This is a genomic window from Gordonia sp. 'Campus', assembly GCF_022206305.1.
In the GTDB taxonomy this organism is placed as follows: domain Bacteria; phylum Actinomycetota; class Actinomycetes; order Mycobacteriales; family Mycobacteriaceae; genus Gordonia.
In genome coordinates, this window is record NZ_JAKOIW010000007.1 from 1 (window position 1) to 17,927 (window position 17,927).

General features: G+C 59.4%; 13 protein-coding genes and 1 pseudogene. All 14 read left to right on the forward strand.

Going from position 1 to position 17,927, the window contains the following annotated elements:
• Positions 1 to 515, forward strand: a pseudogene (locus tag MAY35_RS09585) (dTDP-glucose 4,6-dehydratase); the annotation flags it as partial.
• Between the two features lie 612 nt (positions 516 to 1,127).
• Positions 1,128 to 2,543, forward strand: a complete 1,416-nt coding sequence (locus tag MAY35_RS09590) for a sugar transferase (protein ID WP_238421076.1) — start codon at positions 1,128 to 1,130, stop codon at positions 2,541 to 2,543.
• A 3-nt stretch (positions 2,544 to 2,546) separates the two neighbouring features.
• The gene (locus MAY35_RS09595) at positions 2,547 to 4,058 is read left to right on the forward strand and encodes a hypothetical protein (protein ID WP_238421077.1); all 1,512 of its coding nucleotides are present in this window, start codon (positions 2,547 to 2,549) and stop codon (positions 4,056 to 4,058) included.
• Between the two features lie 57 nt (positions 4,059 to 4,115).
• The gene (locus MAY35_RS09600) at positions 4,116 to 5,420 is read left to right on the forward strand and encodes a UDP-glucose/GDP-mannose dehydrogenase family protein (RefSeq protein ID WP_238421078.1); all 1,305 of its coding nucleotides are present in this window, start codon (positions 4,116 to 4,118) and stop codon (positions 5,418 to 5,420) included.
• A 49-nt stretch (positions 5,421 to 5,469) separates the two neighbouring features.
• The gene (locus tag MAY35_RS09605; protein WP_238421079.1) at positions 5,470 to 6,366 is read left to right on the forward strand and encodes a glycosyltransferase family 2 protein; all 897 of its coding nucleotides are present in this window, start codon (positions 5,470 to 5,472) and stop codon (positions 6,364 to 6,366) included.
• A complete protein-coding gene (locus tag MAY35_RS09610) occupies positions 6,363 to 7,787 on the forward strand; it encodes a lipopolysaccharide biosynthesis protein (protein ID WP_238421080.1) in 1,425 nt (474 codons plus the stop codon). Before MAY35_RS09605 ends, MAY35_RS09610 begins: the two co-directional genes overlap by 4 nt.
• 1 nt (position 7,788) lies before the next feature.
• Entirely contained in the window at positions 7,789 to 8,724 is a 936-nt protein-coding gene (locus tag MAY35_RS09615) for a glycosyltransferase family 2 protein (RefSeq protein WP_238421081.1), read from the forward strand.
• The gene (locus MAY35_RS09620; RefSeq protein WP_238421082.1) at positions 8,684 to 9,850 is read left to right on the forward strand and encodes a glycosyltransferase; all 1,167 of its coding nucleotides are present in this window, start codon (positions 8,684 to 8,686) and stop codon (positions 9,848 to 9,850) included. The genes MAY35_RS09615 and MAY35_RS09620 overlap by 41 nt, the downstream gene beginning before the upstream one ends.
• A 215-nt stretch (positions 9,851 to 10,065) precedes the next feature.
• Positions 10,066 to 10,986, forward strand: coding sequence for a glycosyltransferase (locus MAY35_RS09625; RefSeq protein ID WP_238421083.1), 921 nt, complete (start codon positions 10,066 to 10,068; stop codon positions 10,984 to 10,986).
• A complete protein-coding gene (locus MAY35_RS09630; RefSeq protein ID WP_238421084.1) occupies positions 10,983 to 12,116 on the forward strand; it encodes a glycosyltransferase in 1,134 nt (377 codons plus the stop codon). The genes MAY35_RS09625 and MAY35_RS09630 overlap by 4 nt, the downstream gene beginning before the upstream one ends.
• A 119-nt stretch (positions 12,117 to 12,235) precedes the next feature.
• Complete coding sequence (locus MAY35_RS09635; RefSeq protein ID WP_238421085.1) at positions 12,236 to 13,714, forward strand: polysaccharide biosynthesis tyrosine autokinase; 1,479 nt, start codon at positions 12,236 to 12,238, stop codon at positions 13,712 to 13,714.
• 331 nt (positions 13,715 to 14,045) lie between these two features.
• Positions 14,046 to 15,089, forward strand: a complete 1,044-nt coding sequence (locus MAY35_RS09640; protein WP_238421086.1) for an O-antigen ligase family protein — start codon at positions 14,046 to 14,048, stop codon at positions 15,087 to 15,089.
• A 193-nt stretch (positions 15,090 to 15,282) separates the two neighbouring features.
• Positions 15,283 to 16,320, forward strand: a complete 1,038-nt coding sequence (locus tag MAY35_RS09645; RefSeq protein ID WP_238421087.1) for a cellulase family glycosylhydrolase — start codon at positions 15,283 to 15,285, stop codon at positions 16,318 to 16,320.
• Between the two features lie 257 nt (positions 16,321 to 16,577).
• A complete protein-coding gene (locus tag MAY35_RS09650; protein WP_238421088.1) occupies positions 16,578 to 17,705 on the forward strand; it encodes an O-antigen ligase in 1,128 nt (375 codons plus the stop codon).
• Positions 17,706 to 17,927: the final 222 nt, after the last annotated feature.

The window sequence follows — 17,927 nt, forward strand, 5'->3', positions numbered from 1 at the left end:
CGGCGTCGCCGCGACCATCTCCAACTGCTCCAACAACTACGGCCCCTACCAGCACATCGAGAAATTCATCCCCCGCCAGATCACCAACGTGCTGACCGGGGTACGCCCCCAAGCTCTACGGCGACGGCCGCAACATCCGCGACTGGATCCACGTCGACGACCACAACGACGCCGTGTGGACCATCATCGACCGCGGCCAGATCGGCGAAACCTACCTCATCGGCGCCGACGGCGAAGTCGACAACCGCACCGTCGTGGAAACCATCCTCGAACTCCTCGACCACCCCACCGACGCCTTCGACTTCGTCACCGACCGCCCCGGCCACGACCGCCGCTACGCCATCGACTCCACCCGACTACGCACCGAACTCGGCTGGCAACCCACCTACCTCGACTTCCGCGCCGGCATCGCCGCCACCATCGACTGGTACCGCACCAACACCGACTGGTGGCAACCCACCAAAAACGCCGTCGAACAGAAATACGCCACCACCGAACGCGTCATCAAAGGCTAACGCGCAATTTCTTCTTCGCAGCGTCATGCTTAGTTCATCTGTGTGATACAAGGCACCAGCTCCTCGGTAGCCTTGCTTTATCCGTGGCGAGCAATTGTTAACCGCATTTTCGCAGATTCTGTGATCGTTAAAACCAGTTACGAATGGTTCGCGCGAATCTGTCCCTGTTTTGCAGGCCGCAACTTCGTAGCTCTGTCGTGACCCGATCGGCGGTCAGCTCAAAATGGTCATCGGTGCCCGCGGAATTCGCGTCTCCGCAGGTGGTGAGCCACAACCGGCGGATCTAACGACCTTACGCAGGGTGCTGTGAGATGGCGACGGTCGCGCGAATCTTGCATCTGACCCCAGGGCGAACTGGGAAATACCCTAGATCACGCCAAGTTGTCACTGTGATCGAAGTGAAATAAGCTCGCCGCACGGGAGGAGTATTCCAACGACGGAACTCTCCCTGGTGTGGCGTGGGGAGTTCGCCTATTCCTTCAGTATTTCGGGGATGTTTGGAGGTGGGCAGTGGCCGATCGTCAAGCCTACGAAAGGCCGACGCGTGGCGCCGGTCGCCGCGGTCAGCGGCTTCGGTTTGTCGATCGCAGTGAAGACCGCTCCAGGTCTTGGATGCGCACTTACCTGAGGCGAGTCTCACTGTCTGACGCGTTGATAGTCGCAGTCGCTGTTGCCGTTGCTCAAGGGGTCCGCTTCGGCGCTGATGGCGCGATGGCGCCCAACGGTCGGGTAGGTGCTCCGGCGGTCTATGTCTCGATCGCGCTCGGCATCTCCTGGCTGCTCGCGCTGCGCGCCTTCCAAAGCCTCGATCGACGGATTCTCGCTTCGGGGTCCCAGGAGTACAGCCGCGTCGTGACTGCGTGTCTTTCCGTGTTCGGTGTTCTTGCGATGGTCGATCTGCTGTTCAAAATGAACATCGCACGAGGATTCCTCGCCCTCGCGCTTCCCATAGGTACGTGTGGCCTCGTACTTTCACGCTGGATGTGGAGACGAGTCCTGCTGATGCAGCGTAGGCGATCAGAGAATCTTGAGCATGTGCTGGTTGTAGGCACGCGAAGTTCCGCGGTTCCTCTGATGGAGCGGTTGGTAAGACATCCCGAGCTGGGCTACCGAGTTGTGGGGATCTGTTTGCCGGAGCGCAGTGGGCGTCCACGGCTGATGGCAGTGGGCGAGTCGCAGGTTCCTGTGTTAGGCACCTTCGACGACGTGTGTGATGTCGTTGCGGAATCTGGCGCCACAACCGTCGCTGTCACCTCTGCCGAAGCCCTGGGGCATGACGCGATGCAAGCGTTGTCCTGGGACCTGGAAGGGCTTGACGTCGACATGATCGTCTCACCGGGGGTCACAGACGTTGCTGGGCCGCGGGTCATGGTGCGTCCTGTTGCTGGTTTGCCGCTCCTGCATATCGACAAGCCCCGGTATGAGGGTGCCAACCGGTTCCGAAAGGCCTTCGTCGACAGGGTCGGTTCTGCGGCAATCCTCACCGTGTTGGCGCCCGTATTCGTGGCGGTAGCCTTCGCCATCAAACTGGACTCGCCGGGGCCGGTGTTCTACCGAGCAACACGCATGGGCATCAACAACCAGCCTTTCCTGATGTGGAAGTTCCGATCGATGGTTCAGGACGCCGACAAGCACAAAGCAGGACTCGCAACACTCGACGAGGGGGCAGGCGTCCTTTTCAAGATGCGGAATGATCCCCGCGTCACCCGCGTGGGCACGTTCATCCGGCGATACAGTCTTGACGAGATTCCGCAGCTCCTCAACGTGCTCGGCGGGACCATGAGCCTGGTAGGCCCGCGACCGCCACTGCGGGAAGAGGTTGAACAGTACGACGGCCGCGTCGCCCGGCGAATGTTGGTCAAGCCTGGAATGACTGGCTTGTGGCAGGTTTCGGGGAGGTCGGACTTGTCCTGGGAAGAGTCTGTGCGGCTCGATCTGTCGTATGTCGAGAACTGGTCGATAATGCAAGACGCCCTGATCCTCTGGCGGACGGTCCGGGCCGTGCTCCAGAAGGATGGAGCGTACTGAGTCATGTCGACTCCGCCGAACACGATCTCCCGCGAGGAAGGTCTGGTCAATCCTTATGAGAGGGGTAGTGGTTCAACCAGAATGGACGCACGAGTCCTGAATGTAATGCTCCCAGTCCTTCTGGTTCTCAGCGCATGCGCAACGAATGATGTCAAATCGCCTGTTCACGCCCAGATGCTGGGCGAAGCGGGTTACGGGTTCGTGTCCGACAGCGTGGGGCTCTCGATCGAGTCTTCGACGCTGGCCGGTGACGCCAAATCTCTGCAAGTTGAAGAAGTCGCAAGAGCTTTCAAGAGCTTCCGCCCAGGAATGGTTCTACGGGTTGGTGGCAATACCTCTGACGAGATGTTCTGGACCTCGAAGGGTGAAGCACTGCCAGATGGGTACCGCTTCAGAGCGACGCCGACGGGGTTACAGAGGCTCGCGACTCTCACGGAGGCCTTAGGTTGGCGAGTAGTGATGGGCGTGAATCTGAGGTCCCGAGATTCAGCTCGCGCCGCGGATATGGTGAAGCATGCACGGGCGATCTTCGGTGACAGGTTGGTCTCAGCTGCGATCGGCAACGAGCCGAATGTCTACTACCCGCCGAATCCTCCTTTTGGTACTTACCTGAGTGACGTGAAGCGCTATTCGGAGGCCATCCGAAACGAGGTTTCGGATATCGATATCCAGGCGCCGGACTCGAGTGGCAACAGATATGACTTCATCTGGAGTAGTGCTTCCCAATTCGCCCGATCGCCTAGTGCGGCCCCGAGTGTTTACGCGGCGCATTTCTATGGATCGCGAGGTTGCGGCAGTACGACGATGGACCCGAGTCTTCTCTTCTCCGACTTCGCTTATGAGGCACGCGATGAATCCCTGACTGACATATCCCGTGCCGCGTCTATCGCGAACTCTCCTAAAGTTGTTCTTTCCGAGGCTAACTCAGTCAACTGTGGAGGTATCGCAGGAGTCAGCAACAGGCTCGCGGGAGCGCTGTGGATACTTGACTTTGCGCTCGATGCGACGACCCGTGGTTTCAACGGGATCTACTTCCACGGGACGCTCACGGATTGCATTGCGTATTCGCCGCTCTGTGTCGGTGAGGATAAGAAAATCGGAAAGGGCGATACGTTCAAGGCGATGGCTGTGCTCAATGGTTTGGCCAACGGGATGGCGATGCTTCAAGTCGTGCCGGCCGAAAAGAGAGACAATCTCAGGATTTATGGGCTCAAAGGGAACAAGTCGCTGGCGCTCGTTGTGATCAATACTGGCGAGAACGTAACAGATCGGGTTCCGGTTGAGGTCGACCTTCCTGGAGATGGATATGTGCCACTCGAGGAAGTTGAGATGTCCACGGAGGATGAGTCGTCTCAGGATGGGACCAGACTTTCACGCAAGACCACCCTCAGGGGTGTTCCCCCAGACCTGGACTCGGCATGTGGGGCCGGTCAGAAGCACGAAGAACTTACGCGCGTGGCTGAGGTCGACAGCGCACCAGCATCTGCGAAAGTCCTCTTTTTCTGTGAACTTTGAGACTCGGTGGCCAAGCCGCGAAGGCCGGGCACCACAACGCATTGGAAAGGCAGTCGCATGAGGATTGTAGTGTTCGGATTGGGCTATCTGGGAGCGACGCACGCGGCCTGCATGGCGGAACTCGGCCATGAGGTGCTCGGAATCGAATTGGACGACTACCGACGCGAGGAACTCGCACGAGGCGAGGTGCCGTTCTATGAGCCAGGGCTACCGGACCTGGTTAGAAAGCACCTCGATTCGGGCCTACTCAAGGTGTCCGCCAGTTACGAGGAGGCGGCAGACTGGGGTGGTGTTTTCTTCATCGCGGTAGGAACGCCCCAGCGCAAGGGGGAGTACGCGGCAGATCTTCGCTACGTCGAGAGTGTTGTAGAGAGCCTGGTTCCGCTCCTGTCGGAAGACGCACTGATTCTGGGCAAATCAACAGTGCCGGTGGGTACCTGCGAACGACTCGCAAATCGCGCACAGGAGTTGGCGAAGGACGACGTCGTGGTTCACCTTGGATGGAACCCTGAGTTCTTACGCGAGGGGCATGCGATCGACGATACTTTGCGTCCTGACCGGATCGTCGTGGGCGCCGAAAGGGACGGCGAGTTGGAACTCGCGGCACGACAGGTTTACGCCGAGATGATCAACCGCGGAACCCCTTACATCGTCATGGATCGCCAGAGCGCAGAGATGGTGAAGGTTGCGGCCAACTCTTTTCTGGCTACGAAGATTTCGTTCATTAACGCGATCGCCGAGGTGTGTGAGGCTGCGGGCGCAGACGTCACCGCGGTGGCCGATGCGATCGGCCACGACGACCGAATCGGTCGGAAGTTTCTCAACGCGGGTCTGGGTTTCGGTGGAGGGTGCCTCCCGAAGGACATTCGGGCTTTCATGGCGAGGGCTGGCGAGTTGGGAGCTTCCGAAGCGTTGTCGTTCTTGCGAGAGGTTGACAATGTCAACATGCGGCGCCGGAACCGCATGGTAAATCTGACAAAGCGGTCGTGTGGAGGATCTCTGCTCGGCAAACGCGTTGCGGTTTTGGGAGCTGCATTCAAACCGGAGTCTGATGACGTACGCGACTCTCCGGCTCTGAACGTGGCGGGCCAGCTCCAGCTGCAAGGAGCGTCGGTGGTGGTGTATGACCCGAAGGCGAACGAGACTTCTAAGCGCCTGTTTCCGACGCTGGACTACGCACCGTCCGCGCGAGAAGCTTGTGATCAAGCAGATGTGGTTGCGGTGCTGACCGAGTGGCAAGAATTCCGGGATCTGAAGCCGAGTGATTTGAATGGCATCGTTCGGGGACGCACGATCATCGACGGCCGGTTGTGTCTCGACGAATCCGCCTGGAAGTCGGCGGGGTGGACGTATCTCCGCTGATATGAGCCCAGCAATTCCGAAAAAGAGACCTGACATGAGACCTCGCGCATTGACCGAGCACAAACCGCTCCTCCGACGGGTCGCTGGCGGCGCAAAGTTTCGTATCCAAAAAGCCTTAGTGCTAACCCGGATCCGAGCCAGCAACGCTTTGCGGCACCGTGGTTGCGCCCTGGGCGACGACAGAGCGCCGATCGTCAGCATGACTAGCTATGGCGATCGTCTCGACCTCGCCTACTATGCTTTGGAATCGATCCTCATGGGCCGTCTTAGACCGTCTCGGATAATTTTGTGGGTCGACGACCGTGCCACGATTCAGCATCTGCCCAGACAATTGAGGCGACTGCAGCGAGTGGGTCTCGAGGTGCGGCTCTCGGTTGAGGGTGTCGGCCCGCATACTAAATACTTCGACGCACTGCAGATCGCGGTGGAAGCCGGAGTGCCGCTGGTCACCGCCGACGACGATACGATTTACCCAGTCTTCTGGCTGCATCAACTGTTCGAGCACCATCTTCATCACCCGGACGGGATCAGTTGCTATCGTGCGCGACGAATAGGTGTCGACACCACGGACAGCGATGCAGGGCCTCACCTTTTGCCCTACGCCCAGTGGCCCTTGGTTCGCGATTCGAGGGAAAGCGACAGAAACTTCGTGTGTGGCGTCTCCGGGGCGCTCTACCCTCTCCACATGGTGCGCGCCTTGATCGCGCGCGGAACCGAATTCAAGGAAGTCTGTCCAAGCGCAGATGACGTCTGGATCAATCACACCGCCCTGCAGGTCGATGTCCCGGTGCGTGTCGTAGGAGGCAATAGTCGGGACTTCATCTCCGTCGAAGCAGCGCAGTCGAGCGGTCTGAAGCACGTCAACGTGTCGCAAGGTCGGAACGACGTGCAGATCGCTGCCGCCTATCAAGAACTGGACCGAAAGAAATTGGCCGCCTGCCGATGAGAGTCCCGCAGTACCCGGCCGGATCAGACTCAGACGTCCGAGGCAAAGAAACCGAGGGTCGGCAAGAGGCCGGCGGCGACGTCGGTCGCAGTATTGCGATCGTCACCTTCGGCAACCTGATGCCGCTCCTCGCCTCACTCATCACAGCTCCGTTGTTGGCGCGTGCCCTTGGTGCCGAAGGGCGTGGTTTGGTTGCAGCCGCAACCGCGCCGCTCTTAGTTGCGACGGCAGCACTGACCCTCGGCATGCCCGAAGCGGTGACCTACTTCGTCGCCCGCCGCGTGCGCACCATCCGCAGCCTCTTGTTCGGAATCTGCGTGATGTGTGTCGTCGGGCCTATTGGCAGTGTGCTGATCGCGTCGATCTCTGGCATGTTGGCCGGTGCGCATCCCGACATCCGGGGCCTGATGTCGATGGTCGGCTTGATGCTGACCCCAGCGCTGATCGTCCTGGTGGTCCGCGGGTATGCGCGCGCCGAGCAGGCTTGGCTGCTGGTTGCGTTCGATCAATGCATCGCCAGCGTGTTCAGGGTTGGTGCCCTGGGTGCGCTCCTCGCCTCGGGGAGCCTCACCGTGACCTCGGCCGCGTGGGTCTTGGGAATCGGGAACTTCATAGGAGGCTTCGCTTACCTCGGCCTTTTCTGGACGCGGCGTTCTAGATCTGCGCTTCCGCCCACGCCTTTGCCAGTGCGCACACACGTGACCCAGTTGACTCGATTCGGAATGGGCGCCTGGATTGGATCGGCAGCGGGTGTCATCCTGGCGAGGCTGGACCAAGTGCTGTTCTTGCCTTTGTCTTCCGCGCAGGAGCTCGGCATCTATGTCGTCGCAGTGTCGCTCGCTGACATGGTCAGGACTTTCAACACAGCCGTTCGAGATGTCGTGTTTTCGGTCCAGTCAGCGAAGAACGATGATGAGAGTCTGGGGCGGGCGGCGCGTTTGTCCACCATCATCACCACCGCAGTCGGGCTCGCTGCGGTGCTGATGGCGCTGTGGGCCGTGCCGTTGGCATTCGGCTCCGAGTTCAGCTCGGTAACTGCGGTCCTGGCTGTCATCCTGGTAGGCACAATCGTTGGAAACCCGGGATCGGTTGCGGCGGCGGGAATGACAGCTCGCGGACGGCCGGTTCTGCGCAGTATTGCCATTCTTTCGTCAGTCATCCTGAATGTCGTCTTGTTGGTAGTCCTTCTGCCCCGAATGGGTGCCATGGGGGCGGCCATCGCATCGATGATCGCCAACGGTGTTTGTGGCCTGTTTGTACTGGTTCTGGCGAACAGAGTGTTCGGACTGAGGCCCGCACTCTTCTTGCGGTTTAGGCGCGACGACTTCACAGCGCTCTCTCGGAAAGCTTGTCATTTCACGACTCGCTTGCGAGGGCTCGCGAGTTCCCGTCGTCAGCGCGTCAGTGGATCGAAGGGGTGAAATGTCCAACGAAGAGCGGTATCCGGTGAAAGGTAAATACCTCATATCTGTCGCCACCTACATGCGGCCGGAAGGCCTGGGCCGTCTGCTCGACAGTCTCGCCGTGGGTACGAACTCATGCGCCGATGTAGTGATCGTGGACAATGATCCGGTTGGCTCCGCGAGAGCCCTCGCTGAGGCTCATCCTGCTGCGACCTACTACACAATTCAACCCGAAGCAGGTATTGCCCAGGCACGTAACGCCGGCCTTGAGTTCTTCACCACTGAATATGACGGCATCATTTTCGTCGATGACGACGAATGGGTGGACGAAGGATGGCTGTACGCCCTCACGTCGTACCTGGTCACCAGCGGGGCTGACGTCGTGCAGGGCCCAGTGATGACCGTTCTCCCCGAGGACTGCCCGGAGTGGATTCGGCGTGGCGGCTTTTTCCAGCGCGAGCGCGTCGCCAGTGGTTTCAGGTTGCTCTCGGCTGCGACCAACAACACGATCATGACGCGCAATGCCTGGGTCCGCGCCGGCGAACCACGCTTTGACACGTCATTCAGCGAGACCGGAGGAAGCGACTGGGACTTCTTCTGGGGTCTTCGACTCTCCGGTGCTTTGATCGTGTATTGCAACGAGGCGATTGTGTCCGAGGACGTTCCGGCCTCAAGGCTCAATGCGCGGTGGCTGATCCGTCGAAGTACTCGCAGCGGGATCGTGCATTCCCGTGTGCGCGTGAAGTACTGCGATCACCCTTACAGGGCGGTTTTGAAAGGTATTCCCCGCGCAGGTTATTACGCACTTCTTCTAATGCGGGGGATCGTAGTTAGCCGAATGATTCCAGCCAAACCATTCAACGTAATGAGTTTCGAGGTCGGCAAGGTCCTCGGGCTGGCGGGTTACCGAACCTATGAGTACCGCCGCACCGACGATGGAGTATCCGTTGCATAATTTGACTTCGAACGACACGAAAGTCGCGCTGCTGGCCTTTCCGATGCATGGTCAGCACAAACTGAGCCGGGAGGGGTACCGAACTCGCGACGGCCATCTCATCGAGTGGTTCGGGCGCCTACTTTCGGAATTAGGAAGTACTGCGGTTATCTCGCGGCCGGAACCGCACTTGACGGGCGCGTCTATCCGCGCGAAGAATCTCGAGGTTGCATCGAACACGGTTGCGTTGAACTCTTTCACCTGGGCTCTTCCTCGCATCTCGGACAGGCAGGCTTGGTGGGTCGACTCACTGCGCAAGTATCCGCGTCTGGGGGCGGAACTCGACGTGGCGGATGCGGTCGTGTGGAATCCCTTTGTGGCGCTCAGCGCTTCATGGAACGACCTCAGTGCGGGCGGCAGGACCATAGTTTTCGATCTTCTGGATGATTGGACAGTTCATTTCGCGTTCGAAGGCATCGCAGACAAGGTCCAGGACGCCTACGAGGTGATGTTCGCGCGCGCGGATCATGTAACTGCGAACTCGGAGGCGACCGCGGATCTAGCACGTCGGTTCGGTCGTTCAGACGTTCACCTCGTGCTCAATGGGTGTGATCCGGAGCGGTTTTCGGGGACCCCTACGGTTGAGGGGCCAGTGACCGTCGGGTACGTCGGCAAGATCGGACGTCGACTGGATCTAGAGCTGATTTGCAATACAGCGCAACAGATGCCCGATTTGAATTTCGTTTTCGCGGGACCCATTCTCGACCGGGAGTACCGCAAGCCTCTGGGGGACATCGACAACATCACGCTGCTTGGTGATGTCCATTACGAGCGCGTACCGGAGTTGCTGACCACCTTCGACATCGGCTGGGTCCCGCATCGGGTCGGACGAGGTGAGGTCGGGGGTGATGTCATCAAGACTTACGAATATCGCGCCGCCGGGTTACCGGTTCTGACGACTCCGGTTCTCGGCACGGGCGATCGCAAACTAGATGACGGGGTCTTTGTCGTCAACGCCGCAGATCAGAGGGACTGGCTCGCGCGGGCAACCGAGGCTCGTAGACCGGTTCGTATTCCGGCAGATATCCCTGACCCGGTGACCTGGCGCTATAAGGCCCAGTTCATCTTGGATCTGGTCAAGCGATGACTGAATCGGGAAGTAGATCGATGAGGGTGCACCTAGTTGCCGCTCCGCTCATGGCGCGGAGCGGGGTCTATAACTCACTTTTCGATCTCATAGAACAAGCCCGAGCACAGGGCCTGCCGTGGACGGCGACTGTCGGTATGAGGCCGGGTGCGCCGGGAACTGCGCGTCACCATGCAGCCGTGTGTGTCAGTGAGATCCGTCGTCACGGACTTCCGGTGATCCCCGAGATTCGGGAGGTGCTCGCATCCGACGTCAACTACGCCCGTGCTGATTGGGTGATCACTCTGATAAGTCAGTCGGACATGGCCGTCTATCGCGATACTCTCGACGGCAATCGCGAACGATCTACATGGATTGCCTACATCCGAGGTCTTCCTTGGCCAGCCGCAGGAGAACAGTCATCGGTGCGGCGGCAGCTATTACGTTTCCTGGAAACGATCTCGTTGCGTCGGGCACGCGAAGTGTGGGTGACGACGGAAACTCTCGCGGAAGACGTGCGTCCGTGGGCTTCTCCTCGTGTTGTCCGCCCGGGCATCAAGTCACTCCAGCGATGCAACTCGGGAGGCAACTCGAATGGCCCACTTGTGTGGGCGGGGCGGTTGGACGTCGACAAACGGCCTGGGCTGTTCGCCGAGATCTGTGAACAGGCAGCACATACTGGACACATCTTCGGTGACGGACCGTTGCGTGAGTCTCTCGCCGCCGGAGTCGGAGAACATTGCAAGTTGAAGGGCTGGGCGGGGCCCGATGAGATGTGGAGACCCGCTTCAATCTTTGTGGGGACTTCCTACCGCGAGGCGTTTGGTAGGAGCGCGGTGGAAGCGAGCCTCGCCGGACTGCCGATAGTCATAGGTGACAGATACGGCGCGGCACGAATGCTGGTGACCGATCCCGACATCGCGAAACTTTGCGTCGTGCGCTCGTCCGAGCCGAAGGCTTGGTCGGTCGTCGTGCGCCGACTGCTAGATGAACCTGAATTGCTCTCTCTCGTGGCCGAGCACGTCCATTCGAATGCACAATCGCTCACCATGGCCGGTGCTGTCGCTGGAATTACCGAACGCCTTACCGAGTTGAGAAAGCCTGTTCGACGGCCCGGGCGACCGCGGCTGAAAACTCGCCGGAGGATCGAAGAATGAAGCATAGTTCGAAGCCAACGGTTGCGATCGTAGGCACGCGGGGCTACCCCAGTTATTACGGAGGCTTTGAGACCCTCATCAGGAAACTCGTTCCGTTCTTGACCGAGCGTGGTTGGCGAGTCGTGGTCTACTGTCGCTCAGGGGTTGACCGCCTCGACGACGGTGCTGGGGGCGATTCGGTAGTCCAAGTGTTCTCGCCAGGAATCGAGAAGAAGTCGCTCAGCACGCTGTCGTACGGGTTGACGAGCTCGATTGATACGGCTTTTCGTGATGTCGACGTTGCGTTGGTGATGAACGTGGCCAACGGGTACTGGCTTCCGATACTGCGGGCCAGAGGTGTGCCCGTGGTCCTCAATGTAGACGGGATCGAGTGGGAACGTCAGAAGTGGGGTGGCCTGGCAAAGCGGGTCTTCCGCGCGGGTGCCGTTCTCTCGGCGCGGTACGCCGACCGGATCGTGTGCGATTCCCTCGCTATTCGCGACCGATGGGTCAGTGAATTCGCGCGCGTGGGCGCCTACATTCCATATGGGGGCACCGAGGCCGGCGAACTCGAACCGGTGCGCGGTTACCGAACCGGGGAGTACATCCTGTATGTTGCCCGATTTGTGCCGGAGAACTCCGTGGCGGAGTTTGTCGCTGCGGTGGAGCGGTTACCGGCGGGCCAACAGGTTGTGATCGTCGGGTCATCCGGTTATGGCGGTGAAATCGAAGAGCGAGTTGCGGCACTTGCTGATGCGTGCGAGAGTGTGACCTGGTTGGGTCACATATCGAATGACGATGAGCTCCTCGCTTTGTGGCAGAACTGCGGAGCATATTTCCACGGTCATAGCGTCGGTGGCACTAACCCGGCGCTCGTCCAGGCGATGGCTTGCGGAGCACCGACCGTGGCCCGTGACACCAAGTTCAATCGAGAGGTTCTTGGCGATGCTGGAGTGTTCACCGAGCCTGATCCTGAAGCGATTGCGGAGGCATTGATCAGCGTGATGGGCAATTGCGACGCCCGTATCGAGCTCGGCCGATCTGCAATGCAACGCCAGAGGGAATATTTCACTTGGAACGGCGTCTGTGAAGCGTACGAGAGCGAACTCCTCGCCAGTATGGATTCCCCCAGAAAAACCGTGCACTCCTAAGCAGCACATCTATGCGAAGTTTCGAAAACTGGAGCTTCCCTGGAACCCACCAATCAGGTCGATCGGCTCGATGAGTCTGAGCCCCAACCGAGGCAGGCACTGTGAATCAAACTGAAGCTGTGGATACCGCATCGGCAGCCGACCGACTGAGGTTGCTCCTCCGGGTGATGCGCGATGGATGGTGGATCATCGCTCTTTGTGTCTTGATCGGAGGTGCCTCGGCGATTGGGCTCAGTCTCACGCAGACGCCGCTGTACCGTTCTTCGGCAGTCCTGTATGTGACCTCCGGGACGGAGGCCACGGTACAGAATGCATATCAGGGCTCGCTGGCCTCCCAGCAGCGCGTGGCGTCCTATGTCCGACTGGTGGATTCCGAGGCTGTGCTTCGCGACGCTCTCAATGACTCCGGTCTTCAGATCAGCGTCGAGGACGCTCGTGAAGACGTGTCTGCATACACGTCGCTGGAGACCGTGCTACTCACCGTCAACGCAACGAATGCTGACGCGGCGGTCGCCAGCGACCTGGCGAACAGGGTGGCAGAGTCGTTGGTCAAGTATGTGTCGGTGCTCGAAACACCGAGCTCTGGCGGCGATCCTCTGGCCAAGGTGACCGTCGTGAGTCCCGCAATGACCAGCGACACCCCGATCTCGCCACGAACGAAACGCAATTTCGCGATAGGTCTTACAGCCGGGTTGCTTCTCGGCCTGCTCATCGTGTTTGCCCGGCACCGACTTGACACCCGTCTCCGTAGTGAATCGGACGTGACCGAGCTGCTGCCGAACGTGTCCTCACTGTGTACTGTCCCGGACGATTCCGCGCTTCAGGACAAGGTCCTGCTTGATTTCGCTCCCGCCGGGGCGAGCCCGACCGGCGAGGCCTACCGGAGGCTGAGGGTCAACCTGGGGTTTGTCAGCGTCGACACCCCGGCCCGACGGATTCTCGTGACAAGTGCGAACCCTGGAGAAGGTAAGACGACAACTGCTGTGAATCTCGCCGCGGCTTTCGCTGAGTCCGGCAACAGAGTGGTTCTGGTCGAGGCGGACCTTCGGAAACCGTCGGCCTCTCAGCGGATGCGTCTGACAAACAGTATCGGTCTTACTGACTACCTCCGTGGGAGTGTGGAGAACGTCGCCGAAGTCATCCAACAGTCGAGCACACCGGGTGTCGATGTGCTTGCGTCAGGGCCGGTGCCGCCGAACCCTGCGGAGTTGCTTGCCTCCCAACGGACGGGCCGCTGCTTTGCAGAACTCGAGGCCCTCTACGACCTCGTGATAGTTGACTCGGGACCGGTCATGCCGGTGACCGACGCTGTCGAGTTGACGAAGTGGGTGCACGGCGTAGTGGTTGTGGTCAGGGCTGGCAGCACCAAGCGAACCGAGCTGGTGTCTACCTTCGCTGAGCTCGAACGAGCGCAGGCGACGATCCTGGGAGTCGTTGTGAACGGCGTCAGCGATCGCGAACGCACGTACCGGTACGGGTACTACGGGGATGTCACCCAAGTCGACCCGCGCCATGTCAACCCAGCAACGGTTGCCACCCGAACATCACGTGACAGCATGCACGGAGCGTCAGATGATGGACGGTCGATCTACCGCTGATCCAGCGGTGCGGTCGGGTTTCTGAGCCAAACGGTTCGTCGCAGTTCGTCGAGCGTAGGAAGCGGTTAATCCCTTGGCAGTAGTGCTCATCCTGCTAGCTGTCGGAATCGTCTGTGCCGCAGCGTATTACGACCCGCGCCTAGGTGTGGCAATTGTGCTTGTCGGTTACTTGGTCTTACCGTTTGCTGCGCAGATCTCCCTCCTAGGGGTGCATTTATGCACTGTCCTCACTGTGGCCGTCGCTTGCACGCGCCTGCTTATTCCGGCGAATCACCTACCCGCGAGATCTCGACCGATCCTGACTGAGATCCCGAAGGGTGCCGCAGGTCTGATGGCCACATTTATCGTCGGATCGCTCGCCTCGGAGTTCCTGAATGGCGCGAGCTATGGTGTCGCGCTGTCATTCTGGCTAAATTTCATCCTGGCCCCGGTGTTAATTTTCCTAATGTGTTGCGATCTCGCTGAACGGTACAGATCTTTCTACCGGCTCGCGGCCATGGGGTATATTGTCGCGGCCTGTGCTCAGAGCGTCCTCGCATTTCTGATCTCGCGAGATTGGGTGACGCAGCCATTCCTAGATCGGTACATGACGCGTTTTTGGTGGCGTATCGTCGACGAGTCGAACCGCCAAATGGGCACTATCGATCACCCGCTTGACCTCGGTCTTTTCATCGCAACGGCGGTTCCGCTACTGGCCCTACTCCGACGCACGTGGTTGACATACGTGGCTTTAGTAGTCTTGATCGGCGGAGTAGCGCTTACCCAATCGAGGATCGCTCTGCTGGGTGCGGCGATCGGAGTGATCTTCCTGATCCTCACAAGCTCCGCCACCATCGGGCGCCGACTATTCCTTGGGGCCGGCGTGGCAGGAGCTTACGTACTCTTCGACACGCTGGGAGTGTTCAACGCGATTTTCGGCCGGATCGCAGACGACTCCGGGTCCGCGGATGCGAGACGGAACGCATGGACGGTGATCTTGCCAGATGTCTCGCGCTTCTTTCCGTTCGGCGAAGGGATTCAGCGCGTCAAACCTTTCGTGGCATCGCAATACGGTTTGAACACGAGTCCAGAGTCGGCAGTGCTGGGATACCTGGTCGGATTCGGTTTAGTCTTGGCAGTTTGCTTCTTCGGAGCGCTAGTTTGGATCGTAATCAGTAAGCTCGTGATTGACCGATCGCTGAATCCGGGAATGGTCTCTGCTCTTATCGCACTAGTATCGATCCAGCTGTTCTCCTCGATCAGCACAGGAGGCACGGTAACGGCTTATGTTGTGTGGATGTCTATGTTCTTCGCCGTCGCCTACGCGGGTTCAAACAGGCTGGCAACCGCGGAGACGACGTTCGGCAACCGGATCTTGACGCCGACCAGTTCGTAACCGCGCTGGGCCCATGTTCAGAACGTAGCCACTGTGTGCGGTCGGGGTCGTAGACAGTTGGCTGGGTTGGGCACGGCTATGCTGCCGGCCGGGACCGGACGCGGCAAGCAAGAGCCTGTGATCGGCAAACGGCAGTCGCTTGGGCGATCAGACGCGATAATCATGCCAACCTTGAACCTGGCAGGAGGAGACCGTGCGCCGACTTATCGCCTTGATTGTCGCTGGGGTGACAGCTGCACTGGGACTCGTAGCCGTTCCCGGGCCGTCGCTGGCGGCGACTCGAGTCGTCGTCGGCGTAGCGTCGATATCGACCCAGTACGCTGGGGCAGACTTCAACCGTGAGGCCGACCAGATCAGGTCGGCAGGCGCCACGGCGATACGCATACCGGCGAAGTGGAACTTGCTGCAGCCGTCGAACTCGACTGCCTTCACCTGGTCACGTCTTGATACGGCAGTGAGCGCTGCTCGGGCCAAAGGGTTGTCGATCCTGATGAACCTCGAAGGCCCGGCCCCGGTCTGGGCTCAGAAGCCGGGCGCGAACCCCCTCGCAAACGGAAACGGTCCCGCGAATCCCGCGACCTTCGGCGAGTTCGCTCGCCAGGTCGCACTCCGCTACGCACCTCGTGTCGCGGCCTGGGAAGTCTGGAACGAGCCGAACCTGGCGCACTACCTGATTCCTCCTACCGCCGGCGAGTACGTCCCTCTGCTGAAGGCAGCCTTCAACGGTATCCGCGGAGCCGGGGCGAATCAGCCGGTCATCACAGGTGGACTTTCGAGTCTTCGCACAGAGACTCGTGACACGGTCTTCATCGCCGATATGTATGCGCTCGGTGCCAAAAATTACTTCAACGGCATCGGAGTCCATCCGTACACGCTTCCGTATCCCATCACGGCAGACCCACGCGGAGGTGACGGCGGTGGCGCCGCGGTACTGCCCCAGGGGCGCGAGACCATGGTGGCGAACGGAGACTCGGCGAAGTCGATCTGGGTCACCGAGTTCGGGCAGCCGACCGGCACGACACCCGCTTCGACGACCGAGTCGGTCCAGGCCAGCATCATCACCGACGCGGTCAACCGCGCAAACAACCTGCCCTGGATAGCCGCGATCTTCCTCTTCACCGCCCATGACCTCTCGGCCAACAAGGCAGTGGACAACTCGAACTTCGGCCTATATCGGTTCGATGGATCGCAGAAGCCGGTAGTGGGTGCTCTGCAGAACATTCTGAGGTAGCGGCGCTTCGAGGGTGTGGTCCAAACGGACCAATTGCCCCTCTGCGAGGTGCAACTCAGTGTGAAGACTACGAGACTTCGAATGTGGATACTCGACGCCCGATTCAGGCAACCTTCGCGCTCTGGTCCGTCGGCTTCCTTTGGCTGTACTCATGGGCTCCGAGTGCCACGCAACTGCTCACCCAAGGACGAGAATCTCTGCGGTCCGAGATCATCGACACATCGGCACCCCTGGCCGATCTGGTCACCAGGTTGACGATGGTCTTGATCCTGGTGACGATGTCGCTGTCGATCCTCGCCTCGATAAGTGACCGGTCGCAGCGCCCGGCCGTGCGTCTTTGGATTCCTTTCGCTCTGGTACTGCCGTGGCTTGTCATCTACGTCCTCGAATCAGTCATTCTGCTCGGCGAGTTTCCGAAGTATTACGAATTCGTCTGGCCATTGATGATCGTGACGTTCTTCTTAGCTGCGCCGAGGGTCGATGATGTGTGTATCTTCCTCGCTAGGATTAGTGTCTTAACTGCTTTGGTGAGCATCGCTCTCGGAATTTTCGGCAAAGGTTCGATGCCGTACGGGTGGCACAAGACCGACGATAAGGCGATAATCGGCGACGCTGCTCTGGCGGGGCCGTACAGTCATTCCAATATTCTTGGTCTAGCAATGGTACTGTCGATTCCGTTCGTTCTGCTCGCTCTTCGCGGTAAAGAACGCCTGGCCGGGGGAATTTTGGTCTGCTTAGCGCTAGTTTGGTCGGCCTCGAGAATCTCGATTGTCGCTGCTACGCTTGTCGTGCTGATACTAGTGACCGTCAAGTACGCCAGATTTCGACGTCCCGCTCAGGTTCTAACAGGTTCCTGGGTAGTTGCTGCGGCAGCAATAGTGATAGTACCTCTCCAAACCACTCAGGATTCCGCTTTCACTAACCGGGGGTTGATTTGGAAGGTGACACGGTTCTATGTTCCAGACCATCCAGTTTTAGGGTGGGGTGCGGGAGTCTTCCAAAGTCCCGACAACGAGTTCGCGGCAGCAATCGGATCACGAGCTGTGACGGCGCACAACATGTGGCTTACGGTTCTGGCGGTGGGGGGCTGGGTCGCCGTGGCAGCCGTACTTATCGCCTTGGTAACGGTCGCAGTGCGATTCAGGTTCATGTACTCGATAAACAGCATTCCTGCCTTCTTCTTTCTGGCATTTCTTTTAGCCGAAATTGCGGAAGATCCCCTGCGTGCATGGCGGCTCAGCCCGCACGCATTCATTGTATGGTCGGGTCTTGCCCTCGCGGTATGTACGTTCGAGCGCAAAATTCGCCCCGGGGTGTCGAGAGTGGACAGCGCTACTAGGACGCAGCAAGTCACTGAACACGCTCCGGGCCGGCGGCGCGCGTAGTTCGAACGAATGAGAATCTGTAACCGGGATCGTCTACGCGAGTGCAAACCGTTGGCTCGCCGCAGCATGCAGACATGAATGTCGAGGTTAAATTGGATGGAGCCGTTTAAGTACGCTCGTTTGCATCATCTACAACCCGGTCGAGAAGCATTCGTTAGACCTCCGAGTTTGGGTCGATTCCATAATTTGGCGTGGATAAGAGTTCCGTTCTAATTCTTAGGG